Origin of the sequence: Mesorhizobium sp. AR02 (genome assembly GCF_024746835.1) — a bacterium.
Lineage (GTDB): Bacteria > Pseudomonadota > Alphaproteobacteria > Rhizobiales > Rhizobiaceae > Mesorhizobium.
The window spans coordinates 2,511,064-2,529,014 of the sequence record NZ_CP080531.1; the positions used below are offsets into that span (position 1 = coordinate 2,511,064).

General features: G+C 62.8%; 13 protein-coding genes and 1 pseudogene. 6 read left to right on the plus strand and 8 right to left on the minus strand.

The window, feature by feature from the left end; genetic code table 11:
* The first annotated feature begins 12 nt into the window (after positions 1-12).
* The gene (ggt, locus tag DBIPINDM_RS16195) at positions 13-1,599 is read left to right on the plus strand and encodes a gamma-glutamyltransferase (RefSeq protein ID WP_258588181.1); all 1,587 of its coding nucleotides are present in this window, start codon (positions 13-15) and stop codon (positions 1,597-1,599) included.
* 192 nt (positions 1,600-1,791) lie between these two features.
* Here ggt and DBIPINDM_RS16200 read toward each other — a convergent pair whose 3' ends face one another.
* A complete protein-coding gene (locus tag DBIPINDM_RS16200) occupies positions 1,792-3,099 on the minus strand; it encodes an IS4 family transposase (RefSeq protein ID WP_258582275.1) in 1,308 nt (435 codons plus the stop codon).
* Between the two features lie 314 nt (positions 3,100-3,413).
* Here DBIPINDM_RS16200 and DBIPINDM_RS16205 point away from each other — a divergent pair, with 314 nt between their 5' ends.
* The 5 genes from DBIPINDM_RS16205 (at position 3,414) to DBIPINDM_RS16225 (ending at position 8,453) form a co-directional block, all read left to right on the plus strand.
* Positions 3,414-4,940, plus strand: coding sequence for an acyl--CoA ligase (locus DBIPINDM_RS16205; RefSeq protein ID WP_258588182.1), 1,527 nt, complete (start codon positions 3,414-3,416; stop codon positions 4,938-4,940).
* 2 nt (positions 4,941-4,942) lie between these two features.
* A complete protein-coding gene (locus DBIPINDM_RS16210; RefSeq protein ID WP_258588183.1) occupies positions 4,943-5,923 on the plus strand; it encodes a 2-dehydropantoate 2-reductase in 981 nt (326 codons plus the stop codon).
* Between the two features lie 503 nt (positions 5,924-6,426).
* Positions 6,427-7,218: a class I SAM-dependent methyltransferase gene (locus DBIPINDM_RS16215; RefSeq protein WP_258588184.1), complete on the plus strand. Its 792-nt coding sequence runs from the start codon at positions 6,427-6,429 to the stop codon at positions 7,216-7,218.
* Between the two features lie 251 nt (positions 7,219-7,469).
* Complete coding sequence (locus tag DBIPINDM_RS16220) at positions 7,470-7,763, plus strand: hypothetical protein (protein ID WP_258588185.1); 294 nt, start codon at positions 7,470-7,472, stop codon at positions 7,761-7,763.
* A 135-nt stretch (positions 7,764-7,898) separates the two neighbouring features.
* Entirely contained in the window at positions 7,899-8,453 is a 555-nt protein-coding gene (locus tag DBIPINDM_RS16225; protein ID WP_258588186.1) for a histidine phosphatase family protein, read from the plus strand.
* Positions 8,454-8,627: 174 nt separating this feature from the next.
* Here the strand turns inward: DBIPINDM_RS16225 and DBIPINDM_RS16230 are convergent.
* From DBIPINDM_RS16230 to DBIPINDM_RS16260, 7 genes and pseudogenes are all read right to left on the minus strand, one after another.
* Positions 8,628-8,866 (minus strand): annotated as a pseudogene (locus DBIPINDM_RS16230) (ABC transporter ATP-binding protein); the annotation flags it as partial.
* A gap of 26 nt (positions 8,867-8,892) precedes the next feature.
* On the minus strand, positions 8,893-10,893 hold the full coding sequence (locus tag DBIPINDM_RS16235) for a putative bifunctional diguanylate cyclase/phosphodiesterase (protein ID WP_258588187.1): 2,001 nt from the start codon (positions 10,891-10,893) through the stop codon (positions 8,893-8,895).
* A gap of 308 nt (positions 10,894-11,201) precedes the next feature.
* Positions 11,202-12,116: a hypothetical protein gene (locus tag DBIPINDM_RS16240; RefSeq protein ID WP_258588188.1), complete on the minus strand. Its 915-nt coding sequence runs from the start codon at positions 12,114-12,116 to the stop codon at positions 11,202-11,204.
* Between the two features lie 398 nt (positions 12,117-12,514).
* Positions 12,515-14,227, minus strand: a complete 1,713-nt coding sequence (locus tag DBIPINDM_RS16245; RefSeq protein WP_258588189.1) for a dipeptide ABC transporter ATP-binding protein — start codon at positions 14,225-14,227, stop codon at positions 12,515-12,517.
* 34 nt (positions 14,228-14,261) lie between these two features.
* Complete coding sequence (locus tag DBIPINDM_RS16250) at positions 14,262-15,191, minus strand: ABC transporter permease (RefSeq protein WP_258588190.1); 930 nt, start codon at positions 15,189-15,191, stop codon at positions 14,262-14,264.
* Positions 15,192-15,193: 2 nt separating this feature from the next.
* Positions 15,194-16,177, minus strand: a complete 984-nt coding sequence (locus DBIPINDM_RS16255; RefSeq protein WP_258588191.1) for an ABC transporter permease — start codon at positions 16,175-16,177, stop codon at positions 15,194-15,196.
* A 58-nt stretch (positions 16,178-16,235) separates the two neighbouring features.
* Positions 16,236-17,867 carry an ABC transporter substrate-binding protein gene (locus DBIPINDM_RS16260; RefSeq protein ID WP_258588192.1) on the minus strand — a complete coding sequence of 544 codons (1,632 nt, stop codon included), beginning with the start codon at positions 17,865-17,867 and terminating at the stop codon, positions 16,236-16,238.
* Between the last annotated feature and the right edge of the window lie 84 nt (positions 17,868-17,951).

A 17,951-nucleotide genomic window follows, 5' to 3' on the forward strand; every position in this document is an offset into this window, starting at 1 on the left:
ATCCAGACGACAATGCGTGATTTCCAGTTTCCCGGCCGCTCGCCGGTTCGTGCCACGCAAGCGATTGCCGCGACCTCGCATCCGCTTGCGACCCTTGCCGCGATCGACATGCTGCGCGCCGGCGGCAATGCCATGGACGCCGCCATCTGCGCCGCCGCCGTGCAAGGCGTGGTCGAGCCGCAATCGACCGGCATTGGCGGCGATTGCTTTGTCCTCTACTGCCCAAAGGGGCAAGGCGAGGTGCTGGCCTTCAACGGTTCGGGCCGAGCGCCCGCGGGCGCCACCGTCGACTGGTATCTGGACAAGGGTTTTAGCGAGCTTCCGAAACAGGGGCCGCATGCGGTGACCGTGCCGGGCGCCGTCGACGCCTGGAGCCGCCTGTTGGAAGACCATGGCCGCAAGAGCCTTGCCGAGGTGCTGGCGCCTGCCATCCACTATGCCGAGACCGGCTATGTCGTGCATGACCGCGTCGCCTTCGACTGGGCCGAACCGGAAACCGACCTGTCGGCCGACGAACATGCCGCGCGCATCTTCCTGCCGGGCGGCAAGGCGCCGAAGGCAGGCGATGTCCATCGCCAGCCGGAACTCGCCGCCACTCTGCGGGTGATCGCCAAGCAGGGCCGCGCCGGATTCTATGAAGGCGCGGTCGCCGACGATATGGTGCGCCGGCTCAGAGAATTGGGCGGGCTGCATTCGCACGAGGATTTCGCCGCGACCAGAGGCGACTATGTGGCGCCGGTCAGCACCGACTATGGCGGCTACGACATCCACCAGATGCCGCCGAACAATCAGGGGCTGACGGCGCTTTTGATGCTGAACGTGCTGTCCGGCTTCAAGCTTGGCGGGCTCGACCCCAATGGCGCCGAGCGCCTGCATCTGGAGATCGAGGCCGGACGCCTCGCCTACCAGGACCGCGACCGCTTCCTCGGCGACCCGGACCAGGTCCCAGTGCCGGTAAAACAGCTTCTGTCCGGCGCCTATGCCGACCGGCTGCGCGCCGAGATCGACCGCGACCGCGCCATGACGCATCTGGCGCGCCTGGAGCTGCCGGGCAGCGACACGGTCTACATCTCGATCGTCGACCGCGACCGCAACGCGGTGTCTTTCATCAACTCGACCTATTATTCCTTCGGCAGCGGTGTCGTCGGCCCGAAGACCGGCGTGGTGCTGCAGAACCGTGGCTCGAGCTTCCGCCTCGACCCGGCGCATCCAAATGCGATCGCGCCCGGCAAACGGCCGATGCACACGATCATGCCCGGCATGGCGACGAAAAACGGACGCGTGGTGATGCCATTCGGCGTCATGGGCGGCGGCTACCAGCCTTTCGGCCATGTCCATCTTTTGACCAACATGATCGATTTCGGCATGGACCCGCAGCAAGCGCTGGATGCGCCGCGTGTGTTCTACAATGACGATACGGTGGAGGCCGAGCGCAACGTTCCCGCCGAGGCGATCGAAGGCTTGCGCAAGCGCGGCCATCGCATCGCGGAGCCGCAGCATCCGCTTGGCGGCGGGCAGGCGGTGCTGATCGACTGGGAGAAGGGGACGCTGACCGGCGCCTCCGATCCGCGCAAGGATGGGATGGCGCTGGGGTACTGAGGTGGTCGGGGGAACCGGTTGCGGATCACCCCTTAACCTCCCACAAACAAGCAGGCCAATCGCATATGGCTGCGCCGGCCCCCTCTCCGTCCGCTTCGCGGCCACCTCTCCCCCATTTCATGGGGGCGAGGAAACGCTAACCGCCGAGGTCGTGGCCTTGAAAAGCTTGGGTTCCTCGCCCCCACAATGTGGCTACGGAATGCACACATCTCTGAGTTCCCAGCCTTTTGCGATGGCACGGAAGTATTCGAGGCCGTGTCGGAAGGTGATGGGACCAGGTGGTTTGGAGGAGGGATAGCCATTCCAGCCGCCAAGGCGGGCAATGATCCAGGCGGCCCATGCGAGACTGTGCCTTGGGTGCGGGTTGTTTTGCAAGGCAGTGCGACCTTGATAGCTGGCATCGAGGCTGTCGAGCACGGCGATGTCGGAAGTGCTGAAGGCATTGGCGGCGTGTTCGCCACCAATGCCTTCGCGGGCCTGGACGAGTTGCAGGATAACCGCCGCAGCCTTGGTGGCGATGGCGGCGAGCTTGACCAACACCTCGGCGCTGGCGAGTTGGCTGTCCTCGAGGCGCAGGCCATGCGTCTTCATCAGACGGAACAACTGCTCGATGGTCCAGCGCCGCCTGTACCAGTCGACGATCTGCCGGGCGGCGGCGACGTCGCTGATCTCATGGGTGGTGAGCAGACGCCAGTGCACTGGCTCGGCCGCGGCTGGAGGACCAAGTTCGACGACTTCGACAAGGTTCAGCGTCACGGTCTTCGGCAAATCCCTGGCGCCGGGATTGTCGGGACGGCACACCTCGACCTTGCTGAAGCGCAGGCTCACCTGGGTGCTGCGTGCCGCCCGCTTGTGCGTGGCCAACAACTCAAGCCTGCGCGCGGCCACGAACGGCAGCGCTGCCGTCACGCTCGACAAAGTACCGCCGCCCGCTACGGCACGATCGTGCATCACACGCGTCAAAAGGTGGACATTGCCGCCGGGCAGTGTCGCCCATTCGGCATAGATGTCGCTCTCGCGGTCGGCCACGATCGTAACAGTGGCGGCTTTGGCCAGCACGCTTCTGGCCTGAAGGGCCGTGTCGATCCAGCGGCGCGATTCCTTGTCCTTGAGCGAGCGCTTGGCGTGCGGTGTCTCGACCCGGCCCTTGCGCGTGTAGACGCTGCCGGCCACCAGCCCCAGACAACCGCCGCTCACCGCATCGATGGCCACCATCGCATGCACCAGCACGCCGCGCCCACCACCTTTGCCGATCTCACCCAGGCCGCGTCGCCGCTCGGGCGTGGTGGCAAAGGTGATCTCGCTGGTGTCCTGGATCGCCAACACATGCCGCTCGGCGGCCGCAGACACCGTCTGTTCGCTCCAGCCTTGGATCAACCGCTCGATCGTCACCTTGTCATTGGCCAGCAGGCGATGGAACCCGACCTCCTGCGCCCGCCGGCCCTCGCCAAGCCGGCGCAGGCAGATATCTTGGCGCGCAACCATGCGGTCGAGCAGCATCGCCCCCTTTTGTCGAGGCGCAAATCCCCGAAACGGCCCAGCGACGGTTGCTCAACAAGCATGCGACACCTCGAATCAAGCAAAGTGCCTGATACAGAATCACGCCGAAAGCCGAGACCGCCAGCCCTCCTCAAGCCGAGAGTCAATCCGCCGCACCCCACTCCTAGATGTGTGCATTCCGTAGCACAATGTGGGGGGAGAGGTGGCTCGGCGAAGCCGAGACGGAGAGGGGGCGGCGCCAGCGTCGACAATTGTCCGGGGCCGGATCGTCCGCTGGACTTCTGAAAGCAGTCGTTTGAACATAGCCGGTGACCATGACCCAAGCTGAAACGCACCCCGACCTCTCCCGCCGTCTCGCCGCCGGCCTCGATGACGCTCCGGCCATCCTGGCGCCCGACAGGGCGACGCTGACCCATGGCGGGCTTCGCCGTCTGATCGCGGCCACGGCCGAACGGCTGCATCCGCTCGGCATCGGCCGGGGCGACCGGGTGGCGATAGTGCTGCCGAACGGGCCGGAGATGGCCACCGCCTTCGTCGCTGTGGCCGCCGCCGCCTCGACGGCGCCGCTCAATCCGGCCTATCGGGCGGACGAACTCGATTTCTACCTCACTGACATCGGTGCCAAGGCGATCCTTGTCGCAGAGACCGAAGCCGGCCCGGCGGTGGCGGTGGCCGAGCGGCTCGGCATCGGCGTGCTGCGGCTTGTCGTTTTACCCGACACACCTGCCGGCAGCTTCACCATCGAGGCCGCGGCGATCGGTCCACAGGCGGCGCCCGATATGGCGGGGGATGGCGACATCGCGCTTTTGCTGCACACATCGGGCACGACATCGCGGCCAAAACTGGTGCCGCTCAGCCATGCCAACATCGCGGCTTCGGCCACCCATATTGGCACAACTCTCGGCTTGACCGCCGACGACCGCTGCCTCAACATCATGCCGCTGTTCCACATCCATGGCCTGATCGCGGCGGTGCTGTCGTCGCTGGCAGCGGGCGGCAGCATCTACTGCACGCCGGGCTTCAACGCGCTGCGCTTCTTCCAGTGGCTGGGTGACGCGAAGCCGAGCTGGTACACGGCGGTGCCGACCATGCACCAGGCGATCCTGCCGCGCGCGGCGCGCAATGAAGAGGTGCTGGCGGCGGCGCGCCTGCGCTTCATCCGCTCGTCCTCGGCATCGCTGCCGGCGCAAGTGATGGGCGAGTTGGAGAAAATCTTCGGCTGCCCGGTGATCGAATCCTACGGCATGACCGAGGCCGCGCACCAGATGGCGTCCAACCGGCTGCCGCCGGGCCTGCGCAAGCCGGGCAGCGTCGGCGCTTCCGCCGGACCGGAAGTGGCTGTCATGGCGGCGGACGGGCGACTGCTGACAGCCGGCGAGACCGGCGAGATCGTCATCCGCGGACCCAATGTCACGGCGGGCTACGAGAAGAACCCGGAGGCCAATGCCACGGCCTTCGCGCATGGCTGGTTCCACACCGGCGATCAGGGCGTGCTGGATGAGGATGGCTATCTCCGGGTCACCGGGCGGCTCAAGGAGATCATCAACCGTGGCGGCGAGAAGATCTCGCCGCTCGAGGTCGATGACGTGCTGATGGACCATCCGGCGGTGGCGCAAGTCGTCACCTTCGCCATGCCGCATGACAAGCTCGGCGAGGAGGTGGCGGCGGCCGTGGTGCTGCGCGAAGGCATGAGCGCCAGCGAAAGCGACATCCGCGCTCACGCCGCGACCCGGCTCGCCGACTTCAAGGTGCCGCGCAAGGTGCTGATCCTGGACGAGATCCCCAAGGGCGCGACAGGCAAGCTGCAGCGCATCGGGCTTGCCGCCAAACTCGGGCTTTGACGATGAAGATCACCATTTTCGGCGCCGGCGCGATCGGCGGCTATCTCGCCGCCAAGCTGGCGATCGCCGGCCGCACCGACCTATCGATCGTCGCGCGCGGCGCCCATCTGGAAGCGATCCAGGCCAACGGCCTGCGCCTGATCGAGGACGGCCAGGAATCGGTCGCCCCGGTGAGGGCCGCAGCCAAGGCCGAGGAACTCGGCGTACAGGACATCGTCGTGCTGGCGCTGAAGGCCCATTCGCTGACCCCGGCGCTGGACCAGATCGCGCCGCTGCTCGGGGACCACACAAGCGTCGTCACCATGCAGAACGGCGTGCCGTGGTGGTATTTCCATGGTGTGGGCGGGCCGCTCGAAGGCACCAGGCTGAACGCGGTCGACCCCGGCGGCGCGATCTGGCAGCGGATCGGGCCGCGGCGCGTCATCGGCTCGGTCGTCTATCCTGCCGTCGAAGTCGACGCGCCCGGCCTCATCCGCCATGTCGAGGGCAAGCGCTTCTCGCTCGGCGAACCCTCTGGCGCGCGCAGCGAAAGGGTGATGCGCCTGGCCGAGGAAATGGTCAAGGCCGGCCTGCAGGCGCCGGTGCGCGACGATATCCGCAGCGAGATCTGGGTGAAACTGTGGGGCAACCTCTCCTTCAACCCGATCTCGGCGCTGACCGGCTCCACACTGGCCGCGATGGTCGCCGACGAGGGCACCCGCACGCTCGCCCGCACCATGATGCTGGAAGCGCAAGCGATCGGCGAAAGCCTCGGCGTGCGCTTTCCCATTGGGGTCGACCGCCGCATCAAGGGCGCCGGCGATGTCGGCGAGCACAAGACCTCGATGCTGCAGGACCTGGAGCGCGGCCGGCCGATGGAGATCGACGCGCTGGTGAGCGCCGTGCAGGAACTTGGCCGGCTGACGGACAAGCCGACGCCGACCATCGACGCCGTGCTGGCGCTGGTGCGGCGGCTGGCGGTGGAGCGCGGGTGTTATGGGTGAGGCGTGGTGGGCTGAGCCTTGAGGCGCCGGCAATGCGTCCGCCACTACGGCATCTTACGAATATGTATTCCAGCGGAAATGCGCGGGAAACATAAATGGCTCATTGCTTCGGGGGAATGGAGTCATCTCAATGAACAGGATCGCTGAAACCTTCTGGGTCGCGTCCGCGCTGGTTCTAGGCGCGGCCCTTGCAGCCGTCGCGGTACCGATCGTTGCCATCGTTTGCTTTTTGGCGCTCGCGCTTCCTGTGGCGATGCGAAGGGTTCATCGGCACCGCTATTGCGGCAATGTCGTTTCTCCCCCCACTCGAAAAGGCCCGGCTGATCGGTCACATGTTAGTCCGACCATAGAGACGACCTACACCGTCGTTGGGCGATCGTAGCCCTGTGAGTGTGTCTGCGGCTGCAACGATGGCCGCTGCCGCCATGGCGCCGGGTACGTTTCGGACACTGCCGCCTCGAACTGGCATCCTGGGTATCGCCCGCAATAAAAAGCAGCAATGAATGTTGGATGAAAAAGCCCAGGAGCCGCCCGCAATACCATTGGTTCCACAGATTGACAGATGCGGCGGAAGCGATGGCCTCGCGTTCCAAGGCGCGCCTTGGCATCTGGCACCACCACGCGCATCCGTCGTCGAGACACTCGATGGCATAGGCACCATTGGCCTGCACAATTTTATTGCGCAACAGTTTTCCATGCCGGAGGGCATGTGCGGGCGTGCGGCCGGAGCAGTCATGGGCCTGATAAATCACCTGCCCAACAGGCGGGCCATCGAACGATTGGACATCGGCGAGCAGGATGACGTGCTTGAAATAGGGTTTGGGCCGGGTTGGGCGCTCAAGAAAATGGCCAGACTAGCGCACAGCGGTACGATTACAGGGGTGGATCGGTCGCCGACGATGTTTCGTCAGGCCCAAATTCGAAATCGAGCCGCAATTCAAGACGGAAAGCTGAAACTGATCCAGGGCACCTTCGAGCGGCTGCCAGTGGAAAGCGCCTCAGTGGACAAGGTTCTGGCCGTCAACGTGATTTACTTCTGCTCGCCGACCGGTACCGCCCTGGCGGAAGCCCACAGGGTTCTGCGTCCAGGCGGAACAATGTCGATCTATGCGACAGATTGCTCTTCAATGAAGCGGTTGCAATTCGTTGGCCCCGAAACCCGACAAACATTTGATCTAAAAGGACTTGAGGATTTCCTCGGCAAGAGCGCATTTGCGTTGGATCAAATCGATATTCAAATGATTTGGTTGCCATTCGGCTTTCGCGGCCTGGTGGCGCGACTGTGCAAGCGGTGACGTGGTGTACAGGGTGTACCGCGCGCCAACTGACCATCTTCGAAGCACCTGCGTGGCCGATGCCAACCACAACGACGGCACCGATTGCCGCCACGACTGGGCCCAAGAACGCGCGAACCCCATCTGCAACACCGATCGGTGCCAACCAGTCCTCGACCGAGGGTCAAGCGGCAGCCGGAGGATTGATCAGCAGGGATTCACCCTGACCAAGCCCGGTAGCCTGAAAGGCTGTGCTGTTCTGCGGAGGGCAAATGCCCAATAACGCGCGATTGCGACTGCTGGTAGCCGGCGCTTTCGCAGCCATTGTCGTCGGGGTTGGGTATTATGTCCTCGGCCAACATCGATCACACCAGCAAGGAAAAGAAGCGACGTTGCAGCAACTGGTGGACAAAGCGCTGCGGCAGGGGTGCCTCGATGACTTGAACGCCACGTTTTCCATCCCGCCGAACCACACATATGAAGTCGCGAACTGCCTCCGAATGGGGTATTTGAGCGAAGCCGAGGTGAAAAGTCGGGAGGATTACCTTGGCGTCCCACTGCGCTAGACGCAGGAAATTTTTGGTCCGGCAGTCCGATGCCGCCATGCCGGGTCTATAACAGGTGGAAACGAGCTTGCATCGAGAGCGACTCTAGTGACACCAGTCGACTTGATCCAATGCTAACGTGAGGCGGGCGAAACGATGCCAAACAAACTTGTAATGATCATTCGTCATGCCGAAAAGCCGATCCCAGGCGGTCCGGACCTCGGGGTCACCGAACAGGGCGAAAGTGATCCCGCATCACTGACGGTGCGCGGCTGGCAACGCGCGGGAGGCCTTTGCCGATTTTTTTACCAGCCGCCTCTACCTCTGGGCAGACCTGCATCAATTGTTGCGTCGGGCGTGATCAAAAGAGACGATTCCGGCACTCGGAGCAAGCGGCCTAGCCAGACAATTACTCCACTGGCAAGGCGCCTTGGCCTTGAACCGGATGTCACTCATTCAAAGGGCCAAGAGCAGTCAGCGGCGGATGCCATCCGCACAGCCCAATCACCGGTGTTGGTTAGCTGGCAACACGAGTCTATTCCTGCTCTGACGGCTGCGCTTGTCGGTGGCACAGGGACCGCTCCGCAATCATGGCCCGATGACGATTTCGACAGCATCTGGGTACTGGAAGCAGACGAGGCAAATGTCTGGTCTTTCTCGCGGGAACGCCAAGCACTCCTGGATGGTGATGACACCGGTCAATTGAGTTGAGGGTCTGCCTTGGGTCAACAGCGGAACGGCAGCTTCTAAACACGTCAACCTGCAAGCTGACGGCCTTCGGCCCATCTCAAGACCTCTGCACATCGGCGCCTGGCGTCCTTCGCGCGAGACGGTCGCTGCCGAATGCCTCAACGCCGACTTTCGCCGGCACTCACCCCACCCCGCTCAAAGCCTCGGCATCAGCCTCAGCAATTCACGCGTATAAGCGTGGCTCGGCCGCTCGAAGAGCTCGTCGGTTGGCGCCAATTCGCAAATTTCGCCTGCCTCATCACGGCGATGCGGTCGCGGCGCGGCAGGTCGTGGTTGATGAACAGCATGGTCAGGCGCAATGCTTCCTGCAGGTCCTTCAACAGGTTGAGGATCTGCGCCTGGATGGAGACGTCGAGCACCGATGCCGGCTCGTCGCCGCCGGCCGGCGTGCGGCCGTTGCTTAAGCGGCGTTGCCGGTTTGCGACTTGCGCAGCAGGCCCGCCGCGGGATCAAAAAGGGCTTTGGCGGCGGCGGAGCTGTCGACGCGGCCTGCATCGAAGGCCAGCGCGTCATGCATGGGAAGGGCTGCCGAGAAGAGAAACCCCTGCGCGATCATGCAATCGAGCGATCGCAGGATCATACGATCCGCGTCGGTTTCCACCCCCTCGGCGACCACCTCCATTCCCAGCGTTCGCCCGAGATCGATGACTGCCTTGACGAGGGCCTGATCTTCCACGGACTTGGCGAGATCGCGAACGAAGTCCTTGTCGATCTTGATCTTGCGGATTCGGCTGTCCTTCAGCGAAACCAGCGTCGAAAAACCGGTGCCGAAATCATCCAGCACAATGGACAGGCCTGCATCCGCCAGGCGTTCCAGCTTTTCGTCAATTCGGTCGCGATCCACGGGCGCTTCTTCCGTGATCTCTATCTCGAGCATCGCCACAGGGACATTCTTCGTCTTGAGGCTGTCCAGTATCATTTCATCGACATTGCCTGCCTCGAGCTCGCGTGGCGACAGATTCATGGCGACGCGAACATGCTGACGCCCGTTTCTCACGAGCTCTTCAATCATGGCGCAGCAGTTGAGAAACACCGTTTCCGTCAATAAGGAAAGCAGCCCGGTTTCACGCGCCGCGGTGACGATCTCAGGCGGGGAAATGGCCCCATGAACCGGGTGTCGCCACCGCAGCAGCGCCTCGAAGCCGACCACGGCATTCGTGTCCAGTCGCACCATGGGCTGAAACCATGAGCAAAGAGTGCCTGTTTCGATGGCCCCGCGCAGATCGCGCTCGATGCAGTGCTTGCGTTCGAGCCCGCGATCCAGTCCGGCATCGAAGAGACGGTATTCATTCCTGCCACCGCGCTTGGCCGCGTAAAGCGCGAAGTCTGCCCGCAGCAGCATCTCCGTCAATTGTGGTCTCTCCGATACATAGATGCCGATCGAAGCGCCGACGCGCACCGAATTCAACGCCGGATCCGGGCTTGCGATGGCCGCGATGATCGAGGATGCAAGTTCGCCGGTTGAGTGCACGGATTTGCCGGCGGGAAAGAGCAGCACGAACTCGTCGCCGCCGATGCGCGAAATGGTTGCCGCTGGCGGCGCATGGTTCTCTATTCTGCGCGCAACCCTGACCAGCAGGTCGTCACCGATATTGTGACCATAGGTGTCGTTGACGGACTTGAAGCCGTCCAGGTCGACCAGCATGGCCACGAACGGACCGTCGGCAAGTCCGAGCTGGCGGATAGCCTGCTCGAGCCCGTACCTGTTGAGCAAATTCGTCAGCGGATCCCGCCTGGAGTTTCGTTCCATCTCGGTGGCAAACGCCTTCGCCTCGTATTTGAGGCGGCTCGCCTCGCGGAAGCGGGCTTGTCCGAGAAGCGCGCTTCTGATCATTCCAGCCAGAAACAGCAGGACTGTGAAAGCCAGAATATAGTTTTCGATACCGCCTTTCGCCAAAAGGCAGCCGATGGTGATCAAAAGCGGCAGCGTCATGAAGTTGATCGAGGACGGAGCGTATGATGTTCCGTAGGTGACCGAACCGGCCGACGCGCCGGCGAGAACGATCAGATAGATCGGCGCCTGGGGCGTGGTGTATCCATCGGTCAGCACTGCCAGAAAAGACCAGGCGATGCCCGACGCCAGAGCCAGCAATCCATAGGAGGAAAGCCGTGCACCGATCGGTTTCAGCCTGTTGTCGACTGTGTCCGATTGGGAGAGAGCAAGTGCTATGCGTGCGCCATTTATCGTGCTGACCGCCGCAAACCACAGCACCGCAGCAAGGCCGCCGCCCGAAAGCATCTGCACGGCCAGGATCAGGGCCGAGAGGACCGTGCCGATAGGCATCGAAACGAAGATCCCCGTCCGCAGATCAGCCAACTGATCTCGGAAAATCCCAGCGTCCACGGATTCACCCTGCCCTTGATGGACGGACCCTTGAACAGGCTGCTTGGAGTGCCTCATAGTGGCAAGTAGCTAGGCTAGCGGGGTGAAAATCGCGTTAAGGATTTCAGCAGCTTACGGTGCAATCGCTCGATTGCTGGCCAGTGACGCCCCGTGCTTGTATTCGTTCGCCAGAAGCGGACAGACGACATTCGACCACCTCAAGACGTCTGCCTATCAGCGCCTGGCGTATCTTTCGCGCAAAGCGGTCGCTGTGGAATGTCTCGACAATCCGACCTCGATACGTGCCGGCCGTGCTGCATATGGGCCGTGGCCCGTTAGCTGGGCTGGCATCGGCTGACGAACCGATAGACGTCGTTATCGCCCAGTCATTGTGGTCCGTCCATCCGGGGCAAGGATGCTGAGATGGCAGCGTGATTATCCTTACCTGCCTTGAGATCACGTGGCTGCTTGGTTGACCTAAAACGATCCCGGCTACACATTTCGACAATCTCTCTTTCAACGCGAAATATGGCCTCCTGGAGGCTGCGTTCATCAGACATGTCGATGCTTAATGTTGATCTCTCTTTGCCGAGAAGGAGGCTTTTCACCCGGCTGATGATTGGTATCGATTGCAAGTTCGTTTTGGAATTTGCCTCGAACAGGCGCTCCATATAGCTCTGATGAAAGAGCCGATCCTTCAGGCGTTTCGACAACAAAGGTTCAGCGGCGTCCACACTTATCGCAAGATCCGAAGTGGGTATCAGATCCAGGGCCGTTACCAGTGACGCCGTGTCCGCAGTTCCGCTGAACAGGCTGAGAGAGCAGACAGCCTGAATGAAACCCTGATCGAAGATCACAATTTCCCGGTCGCCGAGCGAGCGCCGCCAGGCCACGGATAAAGCCAGGATGTACCGGCTGAACCTGACCGCCCAAATCGGACTTCTCGGCGTTAAAGTTTGGACTAACCTGACTGTCAGCCTGAGTTCATCCGCGTTGTTCAAGGGACGGAAAACAAAGGCGGCCGTTCGCATCATCGCCCTGACAACACGCTGGAGAGCGTACCAAAACCCGCCAGGGTCAAATGGTGTGGTATGGACGCCGGGTTGATAAGAAAGCACGACTTTCGCGACGTAGCCCTGAGCCTGCAGCCGGCGCTGAAGTTCATGTGCAAAAGTTGTTTTGCCCGACCCGGCAGGGCCAAATAACTCAACAATCACGCGATTCGGCTCCGGTGATACGTTCCAAGCCAAGTCACCCTTTACCGGCCACGGGAACAACGACCAGGGCGAAAATTCGAACACGTTCCCGGAGCAACCAGTAAGCTGTTGCCGTACGTGAACTCGCATTAGTTTTGATGGCCAAGCCTCATCCGTTTACATGAAACGAACTTTACGAATTTGTAAGGAATCAATCCTTGATGCGGTCAGGATGGCTTCATCGATGAGTCCGACGGCGAGCGCTGCGAGCGTTTTGCGCTCAACGCAGACATCGGATCGTCAGCAAAGCGATGCCAGACTGCGAGGCTTTGAGCCATCCGCCAACAGAGATTGTGTGCTGTTCAGGTCCGCAACGACGTCGCCAGCGGAACGTCCGCTTGCTGATGACTTCAGGCTAGAAGCCGACCGCCAGCTCGCGGCCCACTTCGATACGCGCCGACCATTCGGCCACCTGAGCCGCGCCGGCGCTCAACCCACCCCGCTCAAAGCCTCGGCATCAGCCGCAGCAGCTCTCGCGTATAAGCATGGCGTGGCTGCTCGAACAGCTCCTCCGTCGACGCCAGTTCGCAGATCTCGCCCTGTCTCATCACCGCGATCCGGTCGCACATCTGGCGCACCACCGGCAAATCGTGGCTGATGAACAGCATGGTCAGGCGCAGCGCTTCCTGCAGGTCCTTCAACAGGTTGAGGATCTGCGCCTGGATGGAGACGTCGAGCGCCGATGTCGGCTCGTCGCAGATGAGAAAGCGTGGCCTTGTCGCCAGCGCCCTGGCGATGGAGATGCGCTGGCGCTGGCCACCGGAGAATTCGTGCGGGAATTTGCGGCCGGCGGCCTTGCCGAGGCCGACCAGTTCAAGGAGATCGCCGACGATGGCCGCCGTCTCCTGCCCGCTGGAGGCCAGGCGATGGTGGCGGATCGGCTCGGCGACGATGGCATCGACGCGCATGCGCGGATTGAGCGAGGAATAGGGATCCTGAAAAATCATCTGGATCTGCCGGCGAATGGCCTGCCGCCGCGACCGGTCTCTGAGGGAAAACACCTCCGTGCCCTCGAAGGCAACAGTGCCGGACGACGGCTCGTTGAGGCCGGCCAGGATCTTGGCCACCGTCGATTTGCCGCTGCCGGATTCGCCGACAAGACCGAGCACTTCACCTTGCCGAATATCGAGGCTGAAATTCTTGACCGCTTCGAACCAGACGCGATTGCGCGCCAGCAACGAGCGGCGGGTGATGAACTTCATGCCGATATTGGCGACGCCGATCAATGGCGCCTGCACGGCGTCGGGCCTTGCCTGGCTGTCCGGCTTATCGGTCCGGACTTGGCCCAGCCAGTGGGTCGCGACATCGAAATTGGGCCGCGGTTCCGGCTTCTCGATATAGTCGATCACCGGAAAGCGGTTGAGCTTCACGTCCGCCCGCGGCACGGCGCCGATCAGGCTTCTTGTGTAGTCGTGCCGCGGCTGATGGATGATCTGCGCGGTGTCGCCGATCTCGACGATCCGGCCACGATACATCACCGCAACGCGGTCGGTGGTCTCAGCAATCACGCCCATGTCATGGGTGATCAGCACGATGCCGACATTGCGTTCTTTGGCCAGCGTCTTGATGAGGTCGAGGATCTGCGCCTGGACGGAGACGTCGAGCGCGGTGGTCGGCTCGTCGGCGATGATCAGGTCCGGATCGGTGCAAAGCACCAAGGCGATGACGACGCGCTGCCGCATGCCGCCGGAAAACTGATGCGGATACTGGCCGATGCGCTGCTCGGGCTGCGGGATGCCGATGCTGCGCAAAAGGGCTACCGCTTGCCGGCGCGCCTCGGCCGGGCCGATCTTCTTATGCGTCCTGATCGTTTCGACGAGCTGCTGTTCGACCGTGTAGAGCGGATTGAGGCTGGTCAGCGGGTCCTGGAAGATCATCGAGACGCGCTTGCCCCTGATGCCGCGCAGGGCTTTCGCGTCGAGCGTGTCGATGCGCGTCCCGTCAAGCTCGATGCGGCCTTGCGTGATGTGGCCGGGCCTGTCCAGCAGCCCCATGATAGCGCTGCCGATGGTGGATTTGCCGGCGCCGGACTCGCCGACCAGGCCGACGATCTCGCCGCGCTCGACCGTCAGCTCGATGTCCTCGACCGCGACGAAGGTGCCCTTGCGCGAGGGATATTCGACCTTCAGGCCGCTGATCGACAAAAGTGGCTTCATGGCGCTGGTTTCCGGGCGCTAGTTTTCTGGGGCATCAGCGCAGCTTCGGATCGAGGACGTCGCGCAGCCAGTCGCCCAAAAGGTTGACCGCCAGCACCAGCAAAGCGAGCGTCAGGCCGGGGAACAACACGATCCAGCGCTCGCCCGAGAACAGGAAGTTGTTTCCGATGCGGATGAGCGTGCCGAGCGAGGGTTCGGTGGCGGGAATGCCGACGCCAAGGAAACTCAGCGTCGCCTCGCCGAGAATGGCGACGCCGAGATTGATGGTGGCGATGACCAGCACCGGGCCGAGCACGTTGGGCATGACATGGCGCGCCATGATGACGACAGGCGAGCGGCCGATGATGCGGGCGACCTGCACGTATTCGCGGTTCTTCTCCACCATGGTCGAGGCCCGCACCGTGCGCGCCACTTGCGGCCAGATCGACAGGCCGAGCGACAGGATGATGACGAAGATTGCCAGGCTGTCGTGCTGATCCTTCGGCAGCAGGCTGCGGCTGATGCCGTCGACCAGCAGCGCCACCATGATGGCGGGAAAGGTCATCTGGATATCGACGATGCGCATGATGACGGCATCGATGAAGCCGCCGAAATAGCCGGACAGCAGCCCGAGCGCGAGACCAATGGCGACGGCAAGACCGACCGAGACGAAGCCGACCAGGATCGAGATCCTGGCGCCGTAAAGGATGCCCGACAGGAGATCGCGCCCCTGGTCGTCGGTGCCGAGAAGGAAATTCCAGTCGCCCTGCGGCGACCAGACCGGCGGGATCAGCGAATTCATCAGGTCGATCGAGGCCGGATCGAAGGGGTCGTGCGGGGCGATCCACGGCGCCAGCACGGCGCAGCCGATCATCAGCGCGGCGACGATTGCCGCCAGCACCGTCAGCGGCGAGGTGGTGAATTTGTACCAGATGTCGCTGTCGCGAAGCGCGGCGAGGAAGCGAAAGGACCGCCCAGTGTTCATCGTCAGGCCCCGCGCGCCAGGCTGTCGGTGCGCAGGCGCGGGTCGACCACGTAATAGAGCATGTCGACGACGAGGTTGATGACGACGAAGATCAGCGCCACCAGCAGCAGATAGGTCGACATGATCGGAATGTCGGCGGTGGAGATCGCCTGCAGGAACAGCATGCCGATGCCCGGCCATTGAAACACGCTTTCGGTGATGATGCCGAAGGCGATGATCGAGCCGAGCTGCAGCCCGGCGATGGTCATCACCGGCACCAGCGTGTTCTTCAGCGCGTGGCCGAAATTGATCGAGCGTTCGCTAAGGCCCCTGGCGCGGGCGAATTTGATGAAGTCGGCCCGCATCACCTCCAGCATTTCCGAGCGGATCAGCCGCATGATGAAGGTGAGCTGGAACAGGCCGAGCGTGAAGGCCGGCATCAGGATCGACTTCCAGCCGGACACACTCAGCAGCCCCGTGGTCCACCAGCCGAGCCGCACAGTCTCGCCGCGGCCGAAGGTCGGCAGCCAGCCGAGCTCGACACCGAAGACGAGGATGAACATGATGCCGATGAAGAAGGTCGGCATCGAAATGCCGACCAGCGAGACCACCTGGAACAGCCGGCTCAGCCATCGGTCCGGGTAAAGGCCGGTATAGACGCCCATCGGCACGCCGATGAGCGCGGCCAAAAGCAGCGCCATGAGGCTGAGTTCGATGGTCGCCGGCAGCCGTTCGGCCAGCAACTGGCCGACCGGCTGTCCCATCTGGTAGGACAGGCCGAAATTGCCCCGCACCACCTGGCCGACGAAATGCGCGAACTGGACGGGGACGGGATCGTTCAGCCCGAGTTTTTCACGCAGCTCGGCGCGCTCGGCCAGCGAGGTGTTCTGGCCGACCATCTGCGCGACGGGATCGCCGATGAAGCGGAACATCAGGAAGGCGAGCAAGGCCACCGCCAGCATGACGACGCAGGATTGCAGGACGCGGCGGGCGAGGAAGCTGATCATCCGATAACGCTACTTCCTTCCCATCTGGCTGGCACCACGCGCGGCCACCTCGATGCCGCTATTTGCCGATCTTCACGTAGCGCCAGTCGAAGACGTCGTCGGCGCGCTGCTTCAAGGTGACGCCGTTGCGCACACCCCAGGCGATCCACTGCTGGTGCAGCGGCAGATAGGCGATGTCGTCGGTGGTGATCTTCCACGCCGCCTTGATCAGCGCGTTGCGCTTGTCCGGGTCGGTTTCCGCCAACACCTGGTCGGCAAGCTTGTCGACCTCGGGATTGCAATAGCCGCCATAGTTCGACTTGCCGGCGTTGATCTTGTCGCGGTCGCTCTCGGCCCAGATGGCGGATTGCGGGGTGAGGCGCGGGCACTGGTGCAGCGAATTCAGCGGCGCCCAGCTGTCGAAGCTCGGCGGGGTCGATCCGATCAGGCCGAGGCTGAAGTCCAGTTTCGGTGACAGCACCTTGTCGAAGAATTTCGACTTGGTCTGGGCGTTGAGTTTGACCTTCACGCCGACCTTGGCGAACATGTTGGTGACGGCGAGGCAGATCGCCTCGTCATTGACGTAGCGGTCGTTGGGGCAATCGAGACCGATCTCGAAACCGTCGGGATAGCCGGCTTTGGCCAGCAGCGCCTTCGACTTTTGCGGATCATAGGCGATACGGGTGAAATCGGGGCTGGAACCGTTGATGCCGGGCGCCACCATCAGCGCCGAGGGCGTCGACATGCCGCGCATGACCTTGGACTTGATGGCCTCGATGTCGATTGCCCGGTAGAGCGCCTCGCGCACACGATGGTCCTTGAGCGGGTTCTTGCCCTTGATGTTGGAGTAGAGCAACTCGTCGCGGAATTGGTCCATGAAGATGTAGACCGTACGCAGTTCCGGCCCGACGATCATGCTGGTGCCGGGGTTGGCCTTGATGCGGTCGACATCCTGCACCGGCACCGGGAAGATGACGTCCATCTCGCCCGACAACAGGGCGGCGACGCGGGTGGCGGAATTGGGGATCGGCGTGAAGACGACATCGGTGACATTGTCTTCGCGGGTTGCGTTGCCCCACCAGTCGGGGTTGGCGGCAAGCGTGGTCTTGATGCCGAGCTCGCGGCTTTTCAGCACGAAGGGGCCGGTGCCGTTCTCGTTGAGGTTGGCGTAGCTTTCCTGCCCGCTGCCGGACTTTTGCGGACCGGCATCGCCATGCTTTTCCGCCCAGGCCTTCGACATCATGTACCAGTTGCCCCACTGGTAGTGGATGATCGGGTTGGGCTTGGCGGTGATGAAATCCACTGTGTAGTCGTCGACCTTGACCACCTTGGTGTCGGGCGAGAGGCGGTTCTTCAGATCCGAGCCGCCGCCGCGCACGCGTTCGGCCGAGAACAGCACATCATCGGCGGTGAACGGACTGCCGTCGTGGAATTTTACCCCCTTGCGCAAATGGAAGCGCCAGCGGGTCGGCTCCACCATCTCCCAGCTCTCGGCCAGCGCGGGCTGGATCGACAGATCCGCGGCGCGGCGCACGAGGCCCTCATAGATGTTGCCGAGGAAGCCGGAGGTGAAGGTCTCGTCGATGACATAGGGGTCGAGCGAGGTGATGTCGCCTTGCGCGGCGAAGCGCAGCGTTTCCGCCCCGGCGGCATTTGCCGACGCACCCAGCAGCATTGCGGCCAGCGTCGCGCGCCAGAATGAGATCTTCATGTCGCAGTTCCCCTTGCTTTCTCCGCGGCGTCTCTTTGCCGCGCATTGCCGCCCGGCACGCCGTACTGCGAATGGTTTTTCCCT

Coding starts and splice junctions, on each gene's coding strand:
- DBIPINDM_RS16260 (WP_258588192.1), bottom strand. CDS start 17,867: ATGAAGATCTCATTCTGGCGCGCGACGCTGGCCGCAATGCTGCTGGGT.
- DBIPINDM_RS16210 (WP_258588183.1), top strand. CDS start 4,943: ATGAAGATCACCATTTTCGGCGCCGGCGCGATCGGCGGCTATCTCGCC.
- DBIPINDM_RS16200 (WP_258582275.1), bottom strand. CDS start 3,099: ATGCTGCTCGACCGCATGGTTGCGCGCCAAGATATCTGCCTGCGCCGG.
- DBIPINDM_RS16235 (WP_258588187.1), bottom strand. CDS start 10,893: ATGAGGCACTCCAAGCAGCCTGTTCAAGGGTCCGTCCATCAAGGGCAG.
- DBIPINDM_RS16245 (WP_258588189.1), bottom strand. CDS start 14,227: ATGAAGCCACTTTTGTCGATCAGCGGCCTGAAGGTCGAATATCCCTCG.
- DBIPINDM_RS16225 (WP_258588186.1), top strand. CDS start 7,899: ATGCCAAACAAACTTGTAATGATCATTCGTCATGCCGAAAAGCCGATC.
- DBIPINDM_RS16215 (WP_258588184.1), top strand. CDS start 6,427: ATGTTGGATGAAAAAGCCCAGGAGCCGCCCGCAATACCATTGGTTCCA.
- DBIPINDM_RS16205 (WP_258588182.1), top strand. CDS start 3,414: ATGACCCAAGCTGAAACGCACCCCGACCTCTCCCGCCGTCTCGCCGCC.
- ggt (WP_258588181.1), top strand. CDS start 13: ATGCGTGATTTCCAGTTTCCCGGCCGCTCGCCGGTTCGTGCCACGCAA.
- DBIPINDM_RS16220 (WP_258588185.1), top strand. CDS start 7,470: ATGCCCAATAACGCGCGATTGCGACTGCTGGTAGCCGGCGCTTTCGCA.
- DBIPINDM_RS16250 (WP_258588190.1), bottom strand. CDS start 15,191: ATGAACACTGGGCGGTCCTTTCGCTTCCTCGCCGCGCTTCGCGACAGC.
- DBIPINDM_RS16255 (WP_258588191.1), bottom strand. CDS start 16,177: ATGATCAGCTTCCTCGCCCGCCGCGTCCTGCAATCCTGCGTCGTCATG.